The 20,341-nt window shown below is 66.3% G+C and carries 19 protein-coding genes; 7 read left to right on the top strand and 12 right to left on the bottom strand.

From position 1 onward, the window contains the following. Positions 1–462 precede the first annotated feature (462 nt). Positions 463–2,838 carry a TonB-dependent receptor plug domain-containing protein gene (locus sphsw_RS01580; protein WP_235188246.1) on the top strand — a complete coding sequence of 792 codons (2,376 nt, stop codon included), beginning with the start codon at positions 463–465 and terminating at the stop codon, positions 2,836–2,838. Positions 2,839–2,886: 48 nt separating this feature from the next. Here the strand turns inward: sphsw_RS01580 and sphsw_RS01575 are convergent, their stop codons facing one another. Beyond that, positions 2,887–4,173 carry a glycoside hydrolase family 130 protein gene (locus sphsw_RS01575; protein WP_031439086.1) on the bottom strand — a complete coding sequence of 429 codons (1,287 nt, stop codon included), beginning with the start codon at positions 4,171–4,173 and terminating at the stop codon, positions 2,887–2,889. Between the two features lie 278 nt (positions 4,174–4,451). Here sphsw_RS01575 and sphsw_RS01570 point away from each other — a divergent pair, with 278 nt between their 5' ends. Genes sphsw_RS01570 through sphsw_RS01560 form a run of 3 tightly spaced genes read left to right on the top strand, consistent with a single transcriptional unit; the run spans position 4,452 to position 6,587 of the window. Further along, positions 4,452–4,706, top strand: coding sequence for a hypothetical protein (locus tag sphsw_RS01570; RefSeq protein ID WP_042466289.1), 255 nt, complete (start codon positions 4,452–4,454; stop codon positions 4,704–4,706). Then, on the top strand, positions 4,703–6,256 hold the full coding sequence (locus sphsw_RS01565) for a PepSY-associated TM helix domain-containing protein (protein ID WP_037528746.1): 1,554 nt from the start codon (positions 4,703–4,705) through the stop codon (positions 6,254–6,256). Before sphsw_RS01570 ends, sphsw_RS01565 begins: the two co-directional genes overlap by 4 nt. Beyond that, entirely contained in the window at positions 6,249–6,587 is a 339-nt protein-coding gene (locus sphsw_RS01560; RefSeq protein WP_031439083.1) for a hypothetical protein, read from the top strand. The genes sphsw_RS01565 and sphsw_RS01560 overlap by 8 nt, the downstream gene beginning before the upstream one ends. An 85-nt stretch (positions 6,588–6,672) precedes the next feature. Here the strand turns inward: sphsw_RS01560 and sphsw_RS18200 are convergent, their stop codons facing one another. After that, positions 6,673–7,284, bottom strand: coding sequence for a hypothetical protein (locus tag sphsw_RS18200; protein ID WP_081874048.1), 612 nt, complete (start codon positions 7,282–7,284; stop codon positions 6,673–6,675). Between the two features lie 110 nt (positions 7,285–7,394). On the opposite strand from sphsw_RS18200, the gene sphsw_RS01550 reads away from it, so the two are divergent. Together sphsw_RS01550 and sphsw_RS01545 are read left to right on the top strand one after the other, a co-directional pair. Continuing rightward, positions 7,395–8,063 carry a response regulator gene (locus sphsw_RS01550; protein WP_031439081.1) on the top strand — a complete coding sequence of 223 codons (669 nt, stop codon included), beginning with the start codon at positions 7,395–7,397 and terminating at the stop codon, positions 8,061–8,063. After that, complete coding sequence (locus sphsw_RS01545) at positions 8,060–9,376, top strand: sensor histidine kinase (protein ID WP_031439080.1); 1,317 nt, start codon at positions 8,060–8,062, stop codon at positions 9,374–9,376. Before sphsw_RS01550 ends, sphsw_RS01545 begins: the two co-directional genes overlap by 4 nt. Here sphsw_RS01545 and sphsw_RS01540 read toward each other — a convergent pair. The 9 genes from sphsw_RS01540 to sphsw_RS01500 form a co-directional block, all read right to left on the bottom strand. Beyond that, complete coding sequence (locus tag sphsw_RS01540; RefSeq protein WP_031439079.1) at positions 9,373–10,215, bottom strand: glycosyltransferase family 2 protein; 843 nt, start codon at positions 10,213–10,215, stop codon at positions 9,373–9,375. The genes sphsw_RS01545 and sphsw_RS01540 overlap by 4 nt on opposite strands. After that, entirely contained in the window at positions 10,212–10,790 is a 579-nt protein-coding gene (locus sphsw_RS01535) for an SAM-dependent methyltransferase (protein WP_031439078.1), read from the bottom strand. The genes sphsw_RS01540 and sphsw_RS01535 overlap by 4 nt, the downstream gene beginning before the upstream one ends. Beyond that, positions 10,774–11,466, bottom strand: coding sequence for a PIG-L deacetylase family protein (locus sphsw_RS01530; RefSeq protein WP_235188245.1), 693 nt, complete (start codon positions 11,464–11,466; stop codon positions 10,774–10,776). Before sphsw_RS01530 ends, sphsw_RS01535 begins: the two co-directional genes overlap by 17 nt. Continuing rightward, a complete protein-coding gene (locus tag sphsw_RS01525) occupies positions 11,463–12,566 on the bottom strand; it encodes an acyl-CoA dehydrogenase family protein (protein ID WP_042466288.1) in 1,104 nt (367 codons plus the stop codon). Before sphsw_RS01525 ends, sphsw_RS01530 begins: the two co-directional genes overlap by 4 nt. Then, positions 12,563–13,486 carry a glycosyltransferase gene (locus sphsw_RS01520; RefSeq protein WP_031439075.1) on the bottom strand — a complete coding sequence of 308 codons (924 nt, stop codon included), beginning with the start codon at positions 13,484–13,486 and terminating at the stop codon, positions 12,563–12,565. The genes sphsw_RS01525 and sphsw_RS01520 overlap by 4 nt, the downstream gene beginning before the upstream one ends. Next, positions 13,483–14,595, bottom strand: a complete 1,113-nt coding sequence (locus sphsw_RS01515; RefSeq protein ID WP_042466287.1) for a glycosyltransferase family 4 protein — start codon at positions 14,593–14,595, stop codon at positions 13,483–13,485. The genes sphsw_RS01520 and sphsw_RS01515 overlap by 4 nt, the downstream gene beginning before the upstream one ends. A gap of 114 nt (positions 14,596–14,709) precedes the next feature. Continuing rightward, positions 14,710–15,351, bottom strand: coding sequence for a maleylacetoacetate isomerase (gene maiA / locus sphsw_RS01510; protein ID WP_031439073.1), 642 nt, complete (start codon positions 15,349–15,351; stop codon positions 14,710–14,712). After that, positions 15,348–16,646, bottom strand: coding sequence for a homogentisate 1,2-dioxygenase (gene hmgA / locus sphsw_RS01505; RefSeq protein ID WP_031439072.1), 1,299 nt, complete (start codon positions 16,644–16,646; stop codon positions 15,348–15,350). The genes maiA and hmgA overlap by 4 nt, the downstream gene beginning before the upstream one ends. 87 nt (positions 16,647–16,733) lie before the next feature. Continuing rightward, a complete protein-coding gene (locus sphsw_RS01500; protein WP_235188244.1) occupies positions 16,734–18,860 on the bottom strand; it encodes a malate synthase G in 2,127 nt (708 codons plus the stop codon). Positions 18,861–18,952: 92 nt separating this feature from the next. Here sphsw_RS01500 and sphsw_RS01495 point away from each other — a divergent pair, with 92 nt between their 5' ends. Beyond that, a complete protein-coding gene (locus sphsw_RS01495) occupies positions 18,953–19,840 on the top strand; it encodes a LysR family transcriptional regulator (RefSeq protein WP_031439070.1) in 888 nt (295 codons plus the stop codon). Here sphsw_RS01495 and sphsw_RS01490 read toward each other — a convergent pair. Beyond that, entirely contained in the window at positions 19,795–20,292 is a 498-nt protein-coding gene (locus sphsw_RS01490) for a MarR family winged helix-turn-helix transcriptional regulator (RefSeq protein ID WP_031439069.1), read from the bottom strand. The two genes, sphsw_RS01495 and sphsw_RS01490, sit on opposite strands and share 46 nt — an antisense overlap. Positions 20,293–20,341 lie beyond the last annotated feature (49 nt).

Genomic DNA, 20,341 nt, shown 5'->3' with positions numbered 1-20,341 from the left:
ATCGAACCTGGGAGCGGTACGGCCGGATCGTTGCAGAAATGTAACAAGTTCAAATTTTCGGTTGGAAAACGCGCGCAGATACGATCTCGTTACCCTGAATAGGTTGCATTCAAAATTTGGAGACCCGAGCATGCGCAACGGATCCCGGCAACATGCCGGGCCCATGACAAAGGATTGATTTCGGCACGGCCAGTATTGCGTGAGCAAACGACGTAAATCGTCGATGGACTTGGGGGAAGGATCCGAAAAGGCGCTCACCATTCGGGGGTAGCCTAATGAAGATCGCTCATCATATCTCGCGTCACGCCTTGATCGTTGCCGTTGCTGCTGGGGGGGCATGTTTCGGCCAGTGCCCAAGAGCTTGCCCAGACGACAAACCCCGCCACGGTAGGATCGGCCAGCCCGCCGACAAGTGATGCGTCCGCCGACATCCCCGACGACATCATCGTGACGGGGACGCGTGTGACCGGTATTACTGCCGCCGAAAGCGCGGCGCCGATCAAGGTGCTTGATGCCGACATGATGAGCCATGTCGGCCAGCCCAATCTGAACCAGATCCTGACGCAGCTGGTCCCGTCCTTCACCGCGCAGGCATTTGGCGGCGACACCGCGAACCTGACGCTTTCCGCGCGGTTGCGCGGGCTGAGCCCCAACCACACACTGGTGCTCGTCAATGGCAAGCGCCGGCATGGCACCGCCAACCTTGCGGTGCTCGGCGGGCCCTATCAGGGGGCCGCGACCGCGGATCTCGACCTGATCTCCCCCTCGTCGATCAAGCGGATCGAGGTTCTGGAAGACGGCGCGGCGGCGCAATATGGCTCGGATGCGATCGCCGGGGTGATCAACATCATCCTCAAGGACGGCGGTACGGGCGGCGATGGCTATGCGACCGCGGGCGAGAATTACCAGACGGGCGGGCGGACCTATGCCGGGACGCTGCATCTCGCGACCAAGATCGGCGAGGACGGGTTCCTCAACGTGACCGCATTTCACCGCTATCACGACTTCACGCAGGTCGGCGGGCTCGACCGGCGGGTGACGGACGGTGATGGCAAATTGCTGACCGGCACGACGTCGCCGGCGCTAAGTCCCCTGCAACAGCAACTCTACCCCAATATTTCGGGCTTTCCGTACGTCAATCGCATCAACGGCGATGCGCAATCCCGCCTTACCAACCTGCAATTTAACAGCGCCTACGACTTCGGCGCGGCGGAGGTTTACAGTTTCGGCACCTATTCGAAGCGGATCGCCAGCGCGTACGAAAATCTGCGCGTACCGACGCGGGTCTCGCGGACGGTCGGTGGGGTCACGACCTATTTCGATCCTGACGGCGACAGCCCGGTCAACGGCTTTTCACCGCGCGAAAAGATCCGCGAGGACGACATGGCGTTTACCGGCGGGGTTCGCGGACTGCTGAGCGGTTTCACTTACGACCTGTCGACCAGTTTCGGGCAGGACAAGAACCTGATCTACACCGTCGATTCCGCCAACGCCTCGCTCTACGCGGATACCGGATTTACGCCGACGAGCTTCTATAACGGCTTCTTCAAGGCGACCGAGTTCACCGCGAACGCCGATGTCACCCGCGAGATCGCGGTGGGCATGGCGGCCCCGCTGAACCTCGCATTCGGCGCGGAGTATCGAAAGAACGTGTACGAGATCGGCTCGGGCGATGCCGCATCGATCTACAAGGAGGGCGGGCAATCCTATCCCGGGTTCCGGCCATCCGATGCGGGCGTGAACGGCCGCAACAGCCAGGCGGCCTATGTCGATGTCGCGATGATGCCAATCGACGGGCTGAAGGTCGATGTCGCCGGACGCTATGAACATTATTCCGATTTCGGCAGCAAGTTCATCTACAAGGGGACGAGCCGGTACGACTTTTCGGATTCGTTCGCGCTGCGCGGCACGGTCTCGACCGGGTTCCGGGCGCCGACGCTCGCGGAGTCCTATTATTCCGCGACCAATGTCTCGCCGACGTCCGCGTTCGTGCAGCTGCCGGCCAATTCCGCCGCGGCCAAGCTCTTGGGGTTTGCCAATCTCAAGCCGGAGAAATCGACCAATTTCAGCCTGGGGACCGTGCTGCGCCCGGCACCGCGCCTGACGATCACGATCGACGCCTATCAGGTCAAGATCCGCGACCGCATTCTCGGGACCGGCTCTCTGTACGGCAGCGGTGGTGCGACGAACTTCCCGATCGTGACCGCGGCCATTCGGGCGAATGGCAACATCCTCGACCCGACCGTCAATCAGACCGGGATCAACATCTTCACCAACGGCGCGGACACGCGGACCCGCGGCATCGATCTGGTGGCGAGCTACGTCACCGATCTTGCGGACTATGGCAAAGTGAACTGGATGCTGTCGGGCAATTATAACGAGACCAAGGCGCTCAGACTGAATGCGGCGCCTGCGACGCTCGGCGGCATCCCGCTCTTTGACCAGGAGGCGATCAGCTATCTCGAGACGGCGTCGCCCAAGACCAAGGTGATCGGTTCGATCGTCTATGCGCTCGACAAGTTCGGTGCGACGCTGCGCAGGACCGTCTACGGCAAGACGACGGCGTATCTGACCCCGGATGGCGGCGCATATTATAAGCAGACGGTCGGGTCGGCGTTCATCGGCGATGTCGAACTCAACTACGATCTCACCGCCGCACTCAAGCTGTCGGTCGGTGCCAACAACCTGTTCAACAAGCGGCCGCCGACCGTCGGGCTGGTGCCGGGGTCGACCAACTCGCTGGTCAACGACGCCAATGTTCTCGACGGGCCGCTGACGTTCAGTCCCTACGGCATCAACGGCGGCTATTATTACGCGCGCTTCAATATCACCTTCTGACGAGATCGGGCGCGGCGCTCGGCGGCCGCGCCCGAACCTGCCTGCACGTCAGGCGGGGGCCATGACCGACAGGATATCATCGACCTGTGCGGTGGCGAACGCGGTATATTCGTCGCCGATCGCATAGGGCAGCAGGATGCGGCGCCCCTGCAACAGCCCGCCACAGCTATAGGTGACGTTCGGCACATAGCCGCCACGCTGCTCCGCGCTCGGGAACAGGAGCGGGGAGGGCGTGCGCGCCAGCACACGGCTGGGGTCCGCCTTGTCGAGCAGGCATGCGCCGATGCAATAGCCGCGGACCATGCCGACGCCGTGGGTGAAGACCAGCCAGCCCTCGTCGATCTCGATCGGGGATCCGCAATTGCCAAGCTGCACGAATTCCCACGGATATTTCGGTGCCATGATCGGCGTCCCGCGCTCCCAGGTGTAAAGATCGTCCGAGCGGAGCAGCCAGATCGTCTCGCTGTCCTGCCGTCCGAGCATCACGAACTGGCCATCGATCCGGCGCGGGAACAGCGCCATGCCCTTGTAGCCGGTCATGGCGCCGGCGAGGGGGCGCATTTCGAAGGTCCGCATGTCGACGCCGCGGAGCATTTCCTGCTGAACCTTGCGTCCGTCGAACGCGGTATAGGTCCCGATGATGCTGCGAACGCCGTCATGATCGGTAAAATTGACGAGGCGCAAATCCTCGACACCCTGGCGCTGGCTGGGCAGCACGGGAAAGATGACCGTTTCCGACGCATCTTGGCTGTCGTCGCATAAGAGCCGGACCCAGCCATCCTGGTTGCGGTCGATTCGTGGCGGCACACCATGCGGGCTTGCCGGATCGATCACGAGGCGATCGTCGGGGCCCCATTCGCCAGTCCGGAACGTGACCGAGGAAATATGTCCTTCGCCGATGCCGCGCAACGACAGCACGAACTTGACGCCGCCCGTGGCCGATGCGGGTTCGTCGTCGATCCGCGCGATGCTCGGATTGAACAGGGCCGCCGACTCGAACGCATATTCCTGACTGAAATAGGCGCCCAGCAGCAGGGCCTCGTCGGCGTCGATGTCGCCGATATCAAGCTCATCTTGAACCTCGGCAAAGCGGCGGCGGAAGACCTCATCGGCATTGCGATGCCGCTCCTCCATCGGTTTTGCGAGCAGTTCGACCATGCGTTTGCGCAGCGCGGGGTCGAGTGCCATCACCCGCTGCGCCACCGTTTGCGCGCGCGATGGACGGTTGGCCGCAAATGCCTCGGGATAGCTGAAGCTGAACGGGCGGATCACCGTTCGCGAAGGATCGGGCTTGAGTTCGATCTCAAGCTTCTTGAAGACGTTGGCAGCTTCCATGCGCGGACCTTTCATCGGGCGGCGTCCTGCATGCGCACACCCTTGCCCCGTTCAGCGATAGACCGCGCGTTTATATCCATGGATCGCATCGCCGCGGCGGATTTCCCCGTGACCTGCTGCTCTCGGACCTGACCGGAAATCGTCCAACAACTTTGCTATTGATAACCACTCGCAAACTTCTGTAGGGCATGACCATGCAGGCCACCCCGCAGCGCACGCCGGACCTAGGGCGAACGGCAACGTCGCCGCGGCGTCGGTTGCGTCCTGCGGTCGTGCCGATGATTGCCCGGATCGGGACCGCGCTGGTCGGTGGCTATGTTCTTGCCTCGGCGGTCGCCACGCTGATCGCGCGGCTGCTGCCAGTGGACCGTGCCGAGGCGACCAGCTGGGGAATGATCCTCTCGTTCCTGGTCTACGCAATCGCCGCGCTTTGGAGCTTTCACGGGCCACGCGTGATGCGCGTCATGCTCGGCATCTGGGGCGGCAGCGCGGCGATCGGCCTGGCACTGGCCTTGCTCGGGGTCCGCCCATGACGGCTGCCTTGCCGCTGCGGCAGAGCATGGCGTGGATCCATGGGTGGCTGGGACTGCTCGCGGGATGGCTGCTGTTCGCGATGTTCCTGACGGGGACGGCAAGCTATTTCCGGCCCGAAATCACTCAGTGGATGCAACCCGAAATCCGCGCGAGCACGGTGTCGCCTGCGCAGGCGGCGCAAGGCGCGATGACCTATCTGCAGCGGATCGGCGCGGGTGACGACGTCCAGTGGTTCCTCTATCTTCCCGATGCCCGCTCGGCAGTGACGCGCGTGTTCGAGCAGCGGAGTCCGACGTCGACGGCACCGCCACGTCCCGCCGAACTGACGCTCGATCCCCGCAGCGGTGAGCCGGTTCGTGCCCGCGAAACGCGCGGCGGCGAGCATTTCTATCGGTTCCACTTCCAGCTTCAGCTGCCCTATCCCTGGGGGCGCTGGCTGGCCGGACTGTGTGCGATGGTGATGCTCGCGGCGATCGTCTCGGGGGTGATCACGCACAAGCGGATCTTTGCCGATTTCTTCACGCTGCGCTGGAACAAGGGACAGCGCAGCTGGCTCGATGCGCATAACGTCTCGGCCGTGCTTGCGCTGCCCTATCACGCGATGATCACCTATACCGGGCTGATCACGCTGGTGGCGATGTACATGCCGTGGCCGGCGATGGTGAACTACAAGACGCCGCTCGATTACGGGGCGGTCGCATTCGGCATTCCGACCGAACGCGCCGCGACCGGCATTGCCGCGCCGCTGCTGCCGATCGGGCCGATGATCGAGAAGGCCGAAGCGGTGCTCGGCGCGCCTGCGACGCGGGTCGTGGTACGCCATCCGAATGATCGTGCGGCAACGGTGACGGTGTATCGGCATGCCGGCGTGTCGATCAATGCGCGGCTGCCATCGGTGACCTATTCGGGAAGCACTGGGCAAATGCTCGAGCGATCGGGCGGCACCGGGCCCGCGCTGATGACTGCGGGGGTGATGCTCGGTCTACACGTCGCGAGCTATGCGGGTACCGGGCTGCGCTGGGCCTATTGCCTGCTCGGCCTGACCGGCGCCGCGATGGTCGGTACGGGCCTGCTGCTCTGGACGACCAAGCGGCGGCGGCCGGGCGCGGCGCCGTTCCCGGGGCTGACGCTTGTCGAGCGCTTGAACATCGCGGTGATTGCCGGGCTGCCGGTCGGGATGGCAGCGTATCTCCTGGCGAACCGGGTGATTCCTGCCGATGCGGCCGGGCGCGCCGATGGCGAAGTCGCCGCGATGTTCTGGGCCTGGGGCGCGGTCGCAGTCATGCAGCTGGCCCGATCGCCGCGGCGCGCCTGGATCGAGAGCTTCGCGATCGGCGCCATCGCGTTTGCCGCAATTCCGGTCATCAATGCCGTAACGACCGCGCGCGGTCTGCCGGCCTCATTGCGTGGCGACGACCCGGTATTTGCCGGGTTCGACCTGACCATGCTCGCGATCGCCACCGTGCTGGCGATGGCGGCATGGCGTGTCGCGCAACTTCGTCCGGCGGCTCCGGTACGACGTCCTGCCCGTGGAGTGGTTCATGCTTGAAACGATCATCGTTGCACTGGCGGGCTGGATGCTGCTCGCGGCCTCCGCGTTTCGCTATCGCCGGGATCTCGGGATCACCGCACCCGGGACGATACGGCTGTTGCGGATCGCCGCCGCCGCCGCGCTGACGCTGGCGTTCCTGCGGTGCGGGGCGCCGGTCAGCGGCGAACGCGTCGTGCGGTTTCTGGGTGGTGGCTCGATCGCGGCGGTCATCATGGTCGGCACGCTGTCGGTCGCGCCGATGTTCATTTTGCGGCCCGTCGTCCTGATCCTCGGCATGGCGCGTGCCCTACGACCTTCGAAAGACGAACACCGTACCGCTTCGGCCTGACGGCGGAAGCGGTACGGAGGGTGCCGGTCGTTCTCAATCGGCCTGAGGCCTCGATCCGCCACAGTTGTGGCGGATCGCAACCATCCTAGCGATTTACCGTGGCAGCCGGTGCGCGGGGTAGCGTTTGCGCGACGGGTGTGCCGACGGGTGCCGGTGGCGGCGTGACACCGGTTACGGATGGGGCGCAGCTTGGGACGGTGGACGGCGCCATTACACCGGGAGGGGCCAAGTTCGCGCCGCCCGGTGGCGGAGGCGGCGGACCATCGTGGCCGGGACCACCGGGGGCGCGAGGACCACCGGGGCCATGCGGCGGCGGCCCGCCCGCGACGATCCGCCCATTCGGATCGACCAGATAGGAGGCGCGCAGCTGTCCGTTGTCGTAGCGCCCCTGTACCGTCATCGTCGCGCCGGCGGTAACGCCATCACCGTTGCGGCCGGCATCGATCATCGTCCGCCCGGTTGCGTCCTGAAGGACGAAGCGGTCACCGAAGATCTCGACCACACGGCCCTTCACCGTCACCACGCCGCTCGTGCCCGACAGTCGGGCGATCGCGGTCGGCGTGGTGGGGGCCATCTCGATGCCGGGCCGCGTCAGCGATACGGCGCTGGCGCCGCCTGCGACGCCGACTGCGAGCAGGGCGGCAGCGGCGAGCCTCATCCGCGTTCCGCGGTTCAGTGTTTCCATCAAACGGGGCATTCATCGTCTCCTCTTCGTGTCGATGACCGGCTTCTAGGCGCCGCATCCCCACGCCCCGCTGAACTTCCCCGTTCAGTTTGGGTTTAGCGTGCACAGCTAGCGAGGTCGTCATGCGTATATTGCTCGTCGAGGACGATCCCGATCTCGGCCCCGCGCTGGCCAAGGCCTTGCGAGGCGAGAACTGCGCGGTCGATCTTGCCGCAAACGGCGTCGATGCGGGGCATCTGGGCGACACCGAGGCCTATGACGCCGCCGTGCTGGATCTTGGCCTGCCGGGCCGAGACGGCGTCACGATCCTGCGGGACTGGCGGGCGGCGGGGCGCGACCTTCCCGTGCTGATCCTCACCGCGCGCGACGGATGGTCGGACAAGGTGGCGGGGTTCAAGGCGGGGGCCGATGACTTCATGACCAAGCCATTCCGCGTCGAGGAATTGGTCATGCGGCTGCGTGCGCTGGTGCGCCGGGCGGCGGGGCATGGCGCCACGCGGCTCGAATGCGGCCCGCTCGCCTTCGAGACGCAGATCGGCCAGTTCGAGCTGGACGGTTTGCCGATTAAGCTGACTGCGCTCGAATGGCGGGTGCTCTCGGCGCTGATGCTGTCGAAGGACGCCGTGATCGAGCGGTTGGCGCTGATGGAGCGTGTCTATGAGGGCGATGCGGACGTCGATTCGAACAGCCTCGAGGTGATCGTAGGTCGCCTGCGCAAGAAGATCGGCGCGTCGCTGATCGATACCGTGCGCGGTCGAGGTTACCGGCTTGCGACGCCGATACCCCGATGACGCTGATCCCGCGGTCGATTCATGGGCGGATGCTCGGCCTTTCACTGCTCGCCACCCTCGTTGCTCTCGCGGTTGCGGGCGCGGCGATCGCCGGCGTGCTGCAGCGGTTCGTCACCCAGGGGCTCGACCAGCGGCTCGATGCCGAATTGTCCCTGCTTGCCGGTGCGGTCGATGGCGATGGGCGGATCGACCGGGCGCGACTGACACGGCTTCGTGGCCTGCTCGATGCCGGCCCTGGCTGGCAATGGCAGATCAGCGGTCCGGCACAAACAGTGAGTTCCGCCGAATTTCCGACGCTGCGGACGCCCGGCCCGGCACCGCGAGACGCGCTGCGCGGGGAAGGGGAGGCGCGTCCGCAACCACTGGAGGGACGCGACGGGGTCCATGCTCGACAGATTTCGATCGCGACCGACGCGGGGCCGGTGGTGCTGACCGCAGCGGCACCGCGCGACGTCGTCGCCCGACCGATCCAGGCGGCGGTGGTGCCGTTGCTCGCGACGCTCGGCATCCTTGGCATCTTGCTAGGAATTGCGACGCTGGTGCAGGTGCGGATCGGATTGCGACCGCTGCGCGCGTTGCGCGACGGTGTAGCCGCGATGCGCAGGGGGGCCGCCAGTGTGTCCGAAGCGCAGCCCGACGAGCTTCGTCCGCTCGCGATCGAACTGAACGCACTCGCGCGGGACAATGCGGCGGCGCTCGCGACCGCGCGCGCGTCGGCGGCTAATCTGGCGCATGCGCTGAAGACCCCCGTCGCGACGCTTGCGCTAACGGTGCGTGACGATCCGGCCCAGGCGGCGCAGCTTGCACGGATCGACGCAACGATCCGGCATCATCTTGCCCGGGCACGCAACATCGCCGGCGGTCATGCGAGCCGCACCGCACTCGCCCCCGCGATCGCCGATCTGGTGTCGACGATCCGGCGGCTGAGGATGGAACGCGGCGTCGTGATCGATGCCGCGATCGATTCCGCGCTGCACGTCGCGGTCGATGCCGCGGATCTAGACGAGCTGGCGGGCAATCTGATCGACAATGCCGCGCGGCATGCGCGAACGACGGTGCGTGTCGCCGCGAGGGTCGATCAGGGCATGATCCGGCTCAGCGTCATCGACGATGGCCCGGGCATCGCGCTGGCGGACCGTCAGCGGGCGACCGCAGCCGGCGTGCGGCTCGACGAACGCGAGGATGGTCATGGGTTCGGCCTGGCGATCGCGCGCGAGCTCGCGGCGCTGTATGGCGGCGTGCTGGTCCTCGACGATGCCCCAGGCGGTGGGCTCTCGGCTTCGGTCACATTGCCGATCGGTACCGCGGTCTAGGACTGGCCGGAATGCGCGGCGATCAGGTCCGCGGCGTTCGGACCGCGCAGGATGCGGATGCCGTCGTCGCGATATTCGACCAGCCCCATCGCGACAAAGGCGTCGAGCCAGCCCTGCATCGGCCACCAGCCCCAGCGCGCATGGAATATCGTTGCGTTGCGGACGATGTCGTCGAGATGCTGGACGGGCGGATCATAGCTGTCGTGATACTGATGACAGGCGATCGCCCCGCCGACGAAAATCAGCGGGGTTTGTGCATGCTCGGCGCGAAAGCCGAAGTCGGTGTCTTCCGCACCATAGCCAACAAACGCCTCGTCGAAGCCGCCCAGTGCCTTGAACCGCTTCCGGCGGATCGCGAACGCCAGCGACCAGAACAGACCGGGATTGGTTTCGCGCCGCGTGCCCGTGGCGGGAAAACTGCGCACCGGATGTGGCCGCCCTGCCGCCAGCAGGACCTCTTCGTTCCACGTCGAACGTGCGTCGTCGGGCCCGAGATAGCGGATATCCGCGCAGAGCAACGCATCGTCCTTATCGAGCACCGCACCCATCCTGCCGAGACACTGCTTCATGGGGATACAGTCGACGTCGAGAAACAGCAGATGTGCGGACGTCGCGTGCCGCGCCGCAAGGTTGCGTGCGGCGGCGAGCGCGAGGGTGCCGGTCTGGAGCCGGTGGACGTGGACGGGGAAGGGCGCCTCCGGCTGCGCGACCGGGTCGCTGCTCATGTCGACGACAATCAGTTCGGCGGGGGCAACCGCGCTCCGTTTCAGGCCCTCGACCAGCTGGATCAGATGGGGTTCGCGGTCCTTGACGAGGGTCAGGACGGAGAGCGGCGTCATCGCAGGGACCACAGGTCGAGGCGGTACGCGTGGGTCCGTTCCGCACGCTCGATCGCAAAATCGCCGAGCCGGTCGCGCAGCTTGGTGACGGCTGCGTCGCCGGTCTGTGGATAGTCGGTATCGCCCGTCCAGTGCACGAGTATGATCCGGCAATCGGGCGTGGCGCTGGCGCGGATCGCAGCGGCTGCGCGCTCGATATCCGCGTCGTCCCAGTAATAGACGACCTCCGACAGCACGACGAGATCGAACGCGCCTTCGGGTGACTCGGCCGGGAAGCTACAGCGGGTGACCGTGACATTGGACAGTGCGGCGCAGCGCGACCGGGCAAGCTCGACCGCGCGCAGGCTGATGTCGATCGAGGTCAGGGTATCGCACAAAGGCGCAAGCCGCGCGGTCAGCACGCCGTGGGCGCAGCCGATCTCAAGGGCGGAACGATAGCGTCGATCGTCGATCGCGGCGATCGTCGCATCGAACTTTGCGGCTTCATACGGGCTCGAGGCGAGCGACCAGGGATCATCGTCGCCGGTGAAGACGTCGTCGAAATAGCGCGCGTCGAGGCTATGGTCGGGTCGCATGTCGGCTCGCCAGATAGAGGAGATCGGTGCCCGGCATGCGCTGCTGCGCGCGCGGCAGGCGAAAGCCGTCGCCCATCAATCCGGTCAACTGGCTGCGGTGCGCGCGAAGCGCGGCGCTGCGCCGGCCGGTCGGCATCGCCGCGGTGCGGACGACGCGCTTGCCCGCGGGGCGTTCGCCCCAGACGGCATATTCGAAGATCGCGACCGGCCTGCGCGCCGCGTACGCAGCATGCACCGCAAGCGTGAAGCACGCGGCATGATCGCAATGCGGCTCGCCTGCCGCGGTTGTCGCGATCGCGTTGACCGCGTGCCGGCGCAACAGGGCCGCGAGTTGCCGCACGGACCGACGGAACGCGGCGCTTCCGGGGCGGTGCGGGTTTGCATCGTGCCAGTCGAGAAACCGCGGGACGATCCGCCGTTCGCCGGTCAACAGCGCGACGGCATGTCGTGCTTCACTGCGCCGTCGCCGGATAAGCGCGCTACGATCCGCCGGCGTCGGGCAGGGATGCGAACCCGATCCGTCGGTCAGGATCATCACCCCGGCAAGGCGATTGCGCGCCGCCGTATCGACGATCAATGCCCCCGTGCCGAGCGTTTCATCATCGGCGTGCGGCGCGAGCACCAGCCACCGCGCGCTGCGCCAGGGACTTCGGCTCAGTGCAGTCGCGGGGGTCACCACAAGCGGTCACCGGCGCCCCAGACGTCGCGGTCGAGCCAGGCGAGCGCCGCCTGATCGCGCGCATAATCAGGGCCTGCCTGACGCAGATAGAGGCTAAGGTCGCGGCTGATCTTGTCCGCACGCTCACCATCAAACGCGCTGCGCGTACCGAGCAGACGGGCGGCGGCTTCCATGACGTCAAGCGCGGCACGCTCGACGACACCACGCGTCATCTGGACGAAGACGATGGCGTCGGCCTCCTCACGCGCGGCACGTCCCGCAGCCTCGCGGATCCAGAGGTAGGCGGTGCGCGCGGCAACTACCGCCTCGGCGAAGCGCGCACGCTGGACGGGGTCGCCGCGCGCGGCGTCGGACAAGGCGCGCCGGGTCTCGGTCAGCAGCCCCTCCATGCCGCCAAGCTGGACCGCCAGGAACCGCCATGCCCCCGCGGTGAACCGGGGTTCGCGGTCATAGTCGCCCGGTGCGCCTAGCGTCTGCATGACGCCGGCGGGATAGCCCGAACATTCGTAGCGACCACTCATGCTCGCGCGCATGCCGCGCACGCGCCAGCGGGACGCGTCGGTACGCACGGGATCATCGGCCGGGATGACGACGATCGGACGCTGGCCCGCCGCCGGACGCGCGGTGACGATCGCGTAATCGATACCGCCGGCGCCGCTTGCGAAGTGCTTGGCCCCATCGAGCACAGGGCCGTCAGGACCGTCGGTTACCGCGACGCCGGGCGGAGGTTCGGTCGCCCAGACGCCGAACCAGGCGCCGCGGTCGAGTTCGGTATCGAGCCAGGCAAGTTGATCCGCCGATGCATACCAGTCGAACAGTGCGAGCGCATTGACATGGCCCTCGAACAGCCGCCCGACGCTGAGGTCGCCGCGTCCGACCGTCCGCAGCGCATCGAGCAGTTCATCGGGTGCACAATTGGCCTGCCCACCGAGCGCCCGCGGGGCGAACCGCCGGTGCAGGCCGTGGCGGACCAGTGCGGCCATGCTGTCCGCGGGAAACATCGGGGCGGCATCATAACGCTCGCCGCAGGACGCGAGCGTCTCGACGAGGTCGAGGGACGGCGTCGCGGCGGCCGGCCGTGCAGTCGGGCCACTCATCGGTCGAGCCCCAGCGGCATGTCGCAGCGCATTGGCGGGAGCAGGGGTTCATCGCGCGCGACCCCGGAATCACCACCCGGCTGGTCGCGCCGCATCCGTCGCCACGCCGCGCGTGCGCGCCACTGATCGAACGACGGCAGAAAAGTGGGCTCGCCGCGCGCCACGCGATCGGACAGCGCCTGCATATGGTCCGCCATGCCCCCGGTCGCGCGACCGATGGTGCGCGCGGACACACGGGTCCACACACTCATCGGATGACCGAGCCGACCACCTGCCGCGACCGCTGCCTCGACCAGTGCACGGTCTTCCCCGGCGGGGATAGCGGGGACACCGCCCGCCGCACGGTAGAGCGGGGCAAGAATTGCCAGGCTTGCGCCGGTATGATCGCCGTGACGGGGCGCCGGATCCCAGCGGCACGGATCGATGTCGTCCTCGATCGCGCGTACACAGGCCCAGTAGCGGTCGAGCTTGATCTGCATCGCGTCCATGTCCGCCGCGAGCGGTTCGGCATCGTCGACGACGATCCGGCCGCCGACGATATCGAGCCCCGCGTCGATCGCGCGAAGCATCGCCGAGATCCAGTCGGGCGGCGGCCGGGTGTCCGCGTCGGTGGAGATGAGAACGCCGCGATGCGGATCGATGCGTGCAAAGCCGGCCTCCATCGCCAAGCGTCGTGCGGTGCCGGCATGCGCGCGCTCGGGCGGAAGATCGTGGCAGGCTACGGCAAGATGCAGTCGCTCGCCCCAGGCTGCCTGTGCCCGGGCCACCGCGGCGACGCTGTCATCGACGGTGTTGTTGATCAAGATCGAGACGCGGATCGGTCCATCCACGTCCTGTCGCGCGAGGGCGTCGAGCAGAATTGGCAGGCGGTCTGCCTCGTCACGCGCGGGCACGCATACGCAAAAGCGGGCGTCCGTCATGCCGCCCCCGCCAACGTGATCGGATAGTCAGACGCGCGGCCCCGTGCGGCGTGGCGTGTCGGCTGGATCATCTCTTCGTATAAATCCTCATAGCGGTCGATCATGACGTCGGCGTCGCAGATCGCCTCCGCGCGCAGGCGGCAGGCGCGGCGGTCGAGCAGCACCGCCCGCCGCGCGGCATCCGCGAGCGATGCGACATCGTCCGCGCGTGCGAGCGTGCCACAGGACTCGTCGAGGAGCGCCGGAATCGCGCCGCGCGCAAAGGCGGCGACGGGCGTCCCGGACGCGAGGGCTTCGGCGACCACCAGCCCGAACGGCTCCTCCCAGCGGGGCGTGCAGAGGAACGCACTCGCGCCGCCGACGAGCGCGCCGAGTGCCGCATGCTCGAGATGCCCGACATGCGTGACGTCGGCGCCGAGCCGCGGCAGGATCTCGGCTGCATAGTAATCCGGATCGGAGATCGGTCCGGCGATGCGGAGCGGATAGCCTGCCAGCCTCGCCGCGTCGATCGCCAGATGAAGGCCCTTTTCGGCGACGATCCGCCCATACCAGACGAGATAGCGGTCCGGACTTGCGGCAGGTTGGAAGGGGAAGCTCGCAAGGTCGATACCGTTCGGGATCGTCCGGTCGATCGGCGTCACGTGGCTCCACAGACCACGGATCGTATCTGATACGGCAACGAAGCGCATCGATGGTGACTTGCAGAGGCGGATGCCGCTTTCCAGCCAGCAGAACGGGGGTGTGTGCAGCGTCGTGACCATCGGCGTATCGAGCGTTTCCGCCATCGAGACGGGAAAATAGTGGAGCGAGTTGTTGTGGATGACGTCGAACCGTCGATTTCTCAGCATGCTCATCAACCGCAGATAGGCATGGTGTTCGCGGAAGAACGTCACGTCCTGCGCTTCGGCGGTGCCGGTTTCGAGAAGCGAGGTTTCGTCGCAGATTGCCTCGAGCCCCATTGCCGGATCGGATTTCATCGATGCGAATACTGTGACCGCATGTCCACGTCGGCGTAACGCGGTCGCCAACAGGTGCGTATGCATCTCGAGACCGCCAGCAAAAGGCTCGCGGATGGCATATTTGAGATGCGCAATAATTGCGATTCGCATTCCGGCCCCTTCACCAGCGATCACGATCTAAATCGCGTCGATTCGGTGAGAAACGCATCAATTCGGCTTTTATGTCCGCAACTCGGACCTTGTTTGTGCTAATCTATATCAATACTATAGCGGGTCGCGGTCAGGCTGCATGTCGGGATGTGCAGCGACGAAGGCCGGCAGGGTCGCGGCGTTCGTGGCGGCGGTGGCCAGACAGGGGTAGCGTGAGAGATCGACGGCGAAGCGTCCGGCCGCATAGACCTGCGGCACGAGATAGCAGTCGGCCAGCGTCGGCGTGGCGCCAAAGGCATAGCCGTCGCCATGGCGAGCGATCTGTGGCTCGATCGCATCGAATCCCGCGGTCATCCACCGCGTCATCCAGGCCGATACCTGATCGGGCGTCGCGGCGAAATCTGTCCTGAGTGCATCAAGGATCCGCAGATTGTTGACCGGATGAATGTCGCACCCGATCGTCGCCGCAATGCCGCGCACGATCGCGGCCTCGGTCGGATCGGCGGGCAATAGCGGCGCCGCCGGATAGGTCGCGTCGAGCCATTCGAGGATGGCAGGCGACTGCGTCAGGATCGTGCCGTCGCCGATCTCGAGCGCAGGTACCAGCCCTTGCGGGTTGAGCGCGAGATAGGCCGCGTCACGCTGCTCGCCGGTCCTGAGGTCGTGCGTGCGTTGCTCATAAGCGCACTGCTTCAGGTTCAGCCCGATCCGCACACGGTACGAGGTTGTCGACCGCCAATAGCCGTGCAGGATCATGCCGGCAGCACCGCCTTGGGGAAATCGGCCCAGACAGCGTCATAATCGAGCTGGGCATGCTCCAGCGCATGCGGCGTCGGTCGGTAGGGCCAGCAGCTCTCGACCATGAAGGCCATGGTCCCGTCGATCTTGTGCGGCTTGAGATCGGCGTTGGTCGCGGCAGTCCAGCTATCGAGGTCGGGACCGTGGCCTGCCATCAGATTGTGCAGGCTCAGACCGCCGGGCGTGAAGCCGGCCGCCTTGGCGTCATAGGCGCCGTGGATCAGCCCCATCGCCTCGGACATGACGTTGCGGTGGAACCAGGGCGGGCGGAACGTGTCCTCGGCGACCATCCAGCGCGGCGGGAAGACGACGAAATCGGCGTTCGCGCGCCCGGGTACGTCGGAGGGCGAGGTCAGAACGGTGAAGATCGACGGATCGGGATGGTCGAAGCTCACCGTGTTGATCGTGTTGAACCGCGCGAGATCGTAACGCCACGGCGCCAGATTGCCGTGCCACGCCACGACGTCGAGCGGACTGTGCTCGAGCGTCGTGCACCACAGCGCTCCCATGAATTTCTGGATAACCTCGAACCGCGTGTCGCGATCCTCGAACCAGGCGACCGGCGTTTCGAAATCGCGCGGATTGGCCAGCCCGTTCGCGCCGATTGGACCTAGATCGGGCAGACGGAACAGGGCGCCATGGTTTTCCGCGACATAGCCCGTTGCTTGCCCATCGGGTAGCAAAGCCCGGAAACGAACACCGCGCGGGATGAGCGCGATCTGGCCGGGCGCGACCATGATCCGCCCGAGCTCGGTCAGAAGTTCGAGCCGGCCGGACTGCGGAATGAACAGCAGTTCGCCATCGGCATCGACAAAGACCCGCGCCGTCATGTCGCGATTGGCGGCATAGAGATGCACCGCGACGCCCTCCAGATCCGCAGGATCGCGGGTGGCGAGCATCGTCGTCATGCCGTCGATCAGGTCGGTTCCCGCTGGCGGCGGCGCGCTCGGGTCCCAGCGCAGACGGTTGGGCGCCAGCGGACCGTCCTGCGCGCCCGCCGTGAAACGTGCGGCGCCGTCATATCGTACATAGGGCGGATGTTCGGCGGTCGGGCGCATGCGGTATAGCCAGCTCCGCCGGTTCTCGTGACGCGGTGCGGTGAAGGCCGTGCCCGATAGCTGTTCGGTGTACAGCCCGAAGGGAGGTCGTTGCGGCGCATTGCGCCCGACGGGCAGCGCGCCTGCGACGGCCTCGGTCGCGACATGGTTGCCGAAACCCGAAATATAGCCGGTGTCGGCCGGGTCGTTGGCCATCGTAACACTCTCCTCGCGCACCCCTGTTCGACGTGCCGCGGTGGCCGGGGGTTTCGCTCCGAACGATGGCCCCCGGCTAATATGGTGTCAACTGTTACCAGTTTGTACTGCTTTCGCCTCCTGCCGGAAGCGGTGGAGCAGGGGTTCGGTATAGCCATTGGGCTGATCAAGGCCCTCGAAGACGAGCGCGCGGGCGGCGCGATAGGCAAGGCTGGTTGCTTCGTGCCCTGCCATCGGCCGATAGTGCTGATCGGACGCATTCTGCGCATCGACCTTTGCCGCCATCTTCACAAAGGCGGCATCGACGGCGGCGGGCGTCGCGATGCCGTGGAGCATCCAGTTCGCCATATGTTGCGAGCTGATCCGCAGGGTCGCGCGATCTTCCATCAGGCCGATGTCATGAATGTCCGGCACCTTCGAGCAGCCGACGCCCTGATCGATCCAGCGCACGACATAGCCGAGAATGCCCTGCGCATTGTTCTTGAGCTCGTCGCGGATCTCGTCGGGGGACCAGTTATGGCCGTGTGCCAGCGGGATCGTCAGAAGCTTCTCGAGCGGCGTGACGGGCTCGCTCTGTCGTGCTGCCTGCCGCGCGAAGACGTCGACGCGGTGGTAATGCGTCGCGTGGAGCGTCGCCGCGGTGGGCGAGGGGACCCAGGCAGTGTTGGCGCCGGTCATCGGGTGCGCGATCTTCTGGTCGAGCATGTCGGCCATGCGATCGGGCGCGGCCCACATGCCTTTGCCGATCTGAGCGCGACCGCTGAGGCCACAGGCGAGGCCGATCTGGACATTGCGATCCTCATAGGCGGCGATCCAGCCGCTGGCCTTCATCTCGCTCTTGCGGATCATCGGTCCGGCGCGCATCGCGGTGTGCATCTCGTCACCCGTGCGATCGAGGAACCCCGTGTTGATGAACACGATGCGGTCCTTCACCGCGGCGATACAGGCGGCCAGATTGGCCGAAGTGCGGCGTTCCTCGTCCATCACGCCGACCTTGATCGTGTTGCGGTCGAGGCCGAGCAGATCCTCGACCGCGTCGAACAGCCGATTGGTGAAGCCCGCTTCGTCGGGGCCGTGCATCTTCGGCTTGACGATGTAGATCGAACCCTGGCGGCTGTTCCGGAAGCGACCAGTACCGTTCAGATCGTGAAGCGCGATCAGCGCGGTCACGATCCCGTCGAGAATGCCCTCGGGCGCCTCCGTCCCATCGGGCAGATGGATCGCGGGCGTGGTCATCAGATGGCCGACATTGCGGACGAACAACAGGCTGCGTCCCGGCAGGACGATCTCCGACCCGTCCTGCGCGGTGTAGCGGCGGTCGTGCTCCAGCGACCGGGTCAGCGTCCGGCCTCCCTTGTCGAACTGCGCCTCCAGATCGCCCTTCATCAGGCCCAGCCAATTGGCATAGGCCGCGACCTTGTCGTCGGCGTCGACCGCGGCAACCGAATCCTCGAGGTCGACGATCGTCGTGAGCGCGGATTCGAGCCGGACATCGGCGAGTCCGGCGGGGTCGGACGCGCCGATCGGATGGTCGCGATCGATGACAAGCTCGATGTGCAGGCCATTGTGGCGCAAGAGGATCGTGCTGCCGGCATGGCCGCGGAGCTGATCCGGTTGTGCCAGCACGGGCGGGCTGCCGTCCCAGTCGGTCCACGAACCCGTCGCAAGCGGCACGCTGGAATCGAGGAACGCCTTGGCCCAGGCGATCACCTGTGCACCGCGGTCCGGATCATAGCCCCGACCGGACGGCGTTCCGGGGATCACGTCGGTGCCGTAGAGTGCGTCGTACAGGCTGCCCCAGCGCGCGTTTGCGGCGTTGAGGACGAACCGGGCGTTGAGGACCGGCACGACCAGCTGCGGGCCTGCCAGCCGTGCCACCTCGTCATCGACGCGGGTCGAGGTCGCCACGAACGGCGCAGGCTCCTCGACGAGATAACCGATCTCGCGGAGGAAGCGTGCCTGTGCATCCGGATCGACGGGGCGGCCGGCAAGCGCGCCGTACCAGGCGTCGATCTTCGCCTGCAGCGCATCGCGGCGGGCAAGCAGCGCGCGATTTTCGGGTGCGAAGCGGGCGTAGATGTCGGCCATTCCGGACCAGAAGGCGGACGGGTCGACCCCGGTGCCGGGCAGCGCCTGGTCCTCGAGAAAGCGTGCCAGCGGTGCCGCGACACGCAGCCCCGCCTTGTCGATCATGCCTTCTGACGTCGCGCTCATTGCTCTCTCCCTATCTGAAGATCATTCTATACGAACGCCAGGCTGTTCGGTAGACGATCAAGTGTTGAAGCTGTCGATCACCGGGGGAACGAATGGATCCGGATGCCGCCTTGTTTGTCGACGTCGTCGCGGCCGGAAGCCTGAGCGGAGCTGCCCGCTTGCGCGGCATCTCTCCGGCGATGGTATCGAAACGGATCGTCCGGCTAGAGACGCGGCTCGGAGTGCGGCTGCTCAATCGTACGACACGGCGGCTCGAGCCGACGGCGCGAGGCGAGCGGTATCACGCGGACATGGTCGCGATCCTTGCCGCGATCCGGGAGGCCGAGGGGCGGGTCGGCGACCGGGCCGCCGGGCCGAGCGGTCCGCTCCGCGTCAGCGCGCCGACGTCGTTCGGGCGCTTGCATATCGCACCTCGGCTCAAGCCCTTTCTCGATGCGCATCCCGACATCGCGCTCGAACTAAATCTGTCAGACGGTTTTTCGGACCTGCTCGGCGAAGGTATCGACCTCGCGATCCGGATCGCGCCGACGGTCGAGCCGGGTTTTGACGCGCACCGGCTGGGCGACAGCCGCCGGGTCCTGTGTGCCGCACCCGCTTATCTCGAAACGGCGCGCATTCCCGACAGCGCGGCGGCGCTGGGTGACCATCGGCTGCTTGCGGCGCGCGGCCAAATGCCGTGGCGGCTGACGGGGCCTGACGGCGATTTCACGATCGATGCCGCGAGCCACGTGCGCACGAATTCGAGCGAGGTCGTGAGAGAATTCGCGCTGTCGGGCGTGGGGATCGCGCTGCGGTCGCTGTGGGATGTCAGCAGCGATCTGGCGGCGGGGCGGCTCGTTCGCGTCCTGCCGGCAATCGAGGGGAGCGCGGATGTCGGGATCTTTGCGCTGCACCCGCGCGGCGCAGTGCCGTCGTCGGTTGTCGCGCTGCTCGACTATTTGCGGACGCTGTGGACACCGTCACCGCCCTGGGCCGGCTGATCAAGCGCGCTGGTCACCGCGTCGATCCGGCGGAGCATCGCCGTGAACGCGGCGACTTCGGCCGGGTCGAACTGTGCAAAGATCCGCGCCTCCAGATCGCGTGCCTTGGGTGCGACCGCAGCGTAAAGCGTGCGCCCGGCATCGCTGAGCATCAACAGGTGCGAGCGACGGTCGCTGGCATTGGCGCGCCGTTCGAGAAGCCCGCGTTCGACCAGCGCAATCGCCGCGCGGCTTACCGTAACCTTGTCCATGCGCGTGCGGTGCCCGATTTCCGCCTGCGTGATGCCGCCGGTTTCGGCGATGACGGCGACCAGCCGCCATTCGGGGATCGAGAGACCGAACAGCGATTCATAGCTGCGCGCGATCGTGTCGCTGACGAGGTTCGACGTGAACGACAGCCGGAACGGGATGAAGTCGTCGAGCAGCAGTGGGCGGTCGGATGAAGCGGTCATGGCCCGGGATAGTATCAGTTGACACGATCTGCGTAAACGCGCAGTTGGT

The sequence above is a fragment of the Sphingomonas sp. FUKUSWIS1 genome (assembly GCF_000733135.1).
GTDB classification, from domain to species: Bacteria; Pseudomonadota; Alphaproteobacteria; order Sphingomonadales; family Sphingomonadaceae; genus Sphingomonas; species Sphingomonas aerolata.
The sequence above is the reverse complement of the archived record's forward strand: the minus strand, read 5'-3'. Positions and strand labels throughout refer to the sequence as shown.

Excerpts from the sequence above, each read along its gene's own strand:
- sphsw_RS01575 (WP_031439086.1), bottom strand. The coding sequence starts at position 4,173 with ATGGAAGCTGCCAACGTCTTCAAGAAGCTTGAGATCGAACTCAAGCCC.
- sphsw_RS01570 (WP_042466289.1), top strand. The coding sequence starts at position 4,452 with ATGATTGCCCGGATCGGGACCGCGCTGGTCGGTGGCTATGTTCTTGCC.
- sphsw_RS01565 (WP_037528746.1), top strand. The coding sequence starts at position 4,703 with ATGACGGCTGCCTTGCCGCTGCGGCAGAGCATGGCGTGGATCCATGGG.
- sphsw_RS01560 (WP_031439083.1), top strand. The coding sequence starts at position 6,249 with ATGCTTGAAACGATCATCGTTGCACTGGCGGGCTGGATGCTGCTCGCG.
- sphsw_RS18200 (WP_081874048.1), bottom strand. The coding sequence starts at position 7,284 with ATGCCCCGTTTGATGGAAACACTGAACCGCGGAACGCGGATGAGGCTC.
- sphsw_RS01550 (WP_031439081.1), top strand. The coding sequence starts at position 7,395 with ATGCGTATATTGCTCGTCGAGGACGATCCCGATCTCGGCCCCGCGCTG.
- sphsw_RS01545 (WP_031439080.1), top strand. The coding sequence starts at position 8,060 with ATGACGCTGATCCCGCGGTCGATTCATGGGCGGATGCTCGGCCTTTCA.
- sphsw_RS01540 (WP_031439079.1), bottom strand. The coding sequence starts at position 10,215 with ATGACGCCGCTCTCCGTCCTGACCCTCGTCAAGGACCGCGAACCCCAT.
- sphsw_RS01535 (WP_031439078.1), bottom strand. The coding sequence starts at position 10,790 with ATGCGACCCGACCATAGCCTCGACGCGCGCTATTTCGACGACGTCTTC.
- sphsw_RS01525 (WP_042466288.1), bottom strand. The coding sequence starts at position 12,566 with ATGAGTGGCCCGACTGCACGGCCGGCCGCCGCGACGCCGTCCCTCGAC.
- sphsw_RS01520 (WP_031439075.1), bottom strand. The coding sequence starts at position 13,486 with ATGACGGACGCCCGCTTTTGCGTATGCGTGCCCGCGCGTGACGAGGCA.
- sphsw_RS01515 (WP_042466287.1), bottom strand. The coding sequence starts at position 14,595 with ATGCGAATCGCAATTATTGCGCATCTCAAATATGCCATCCGCGAGCCT.
- maiA (WP_031439073.1), bottom strand. The coding sequence starts at position 15,351 with ATGATCCTGCACGGCTATTGGCGGTCGACAACCTCGTACCGTGTGCGG.
- hmgA (WP_031439072.1), bottom strand. The coding sequence starts at position 16,646 with ATGGCCAACGACCCGGCCGACACCGGCTATATTTCGGGTTTCGGCAAC.
- sphsw_RS01500 (WP_235188244.1), bottom strand. The coding sequence starts at position 18,860 with ATGAGCGCGACGTCAGAAGGCATGATCGACAAGGCGGGGCTGCGTGTC.
- sphsw_RS01495 (WP_031439070.1), top strand. The coding sequence starts at position 18,953 with ATGGATCCGGATGCCGCCTTGTTTGTCGACGTCGTCGCGGCCGGAAGC.
- sphsw_RS01490 (WP_031439069.1), bottom strand. The coding sequence starts at position 20,292 with ATGACCGCTTCATCCGACCGCCCACTGCTGCTCGACGACTTCATCCCG.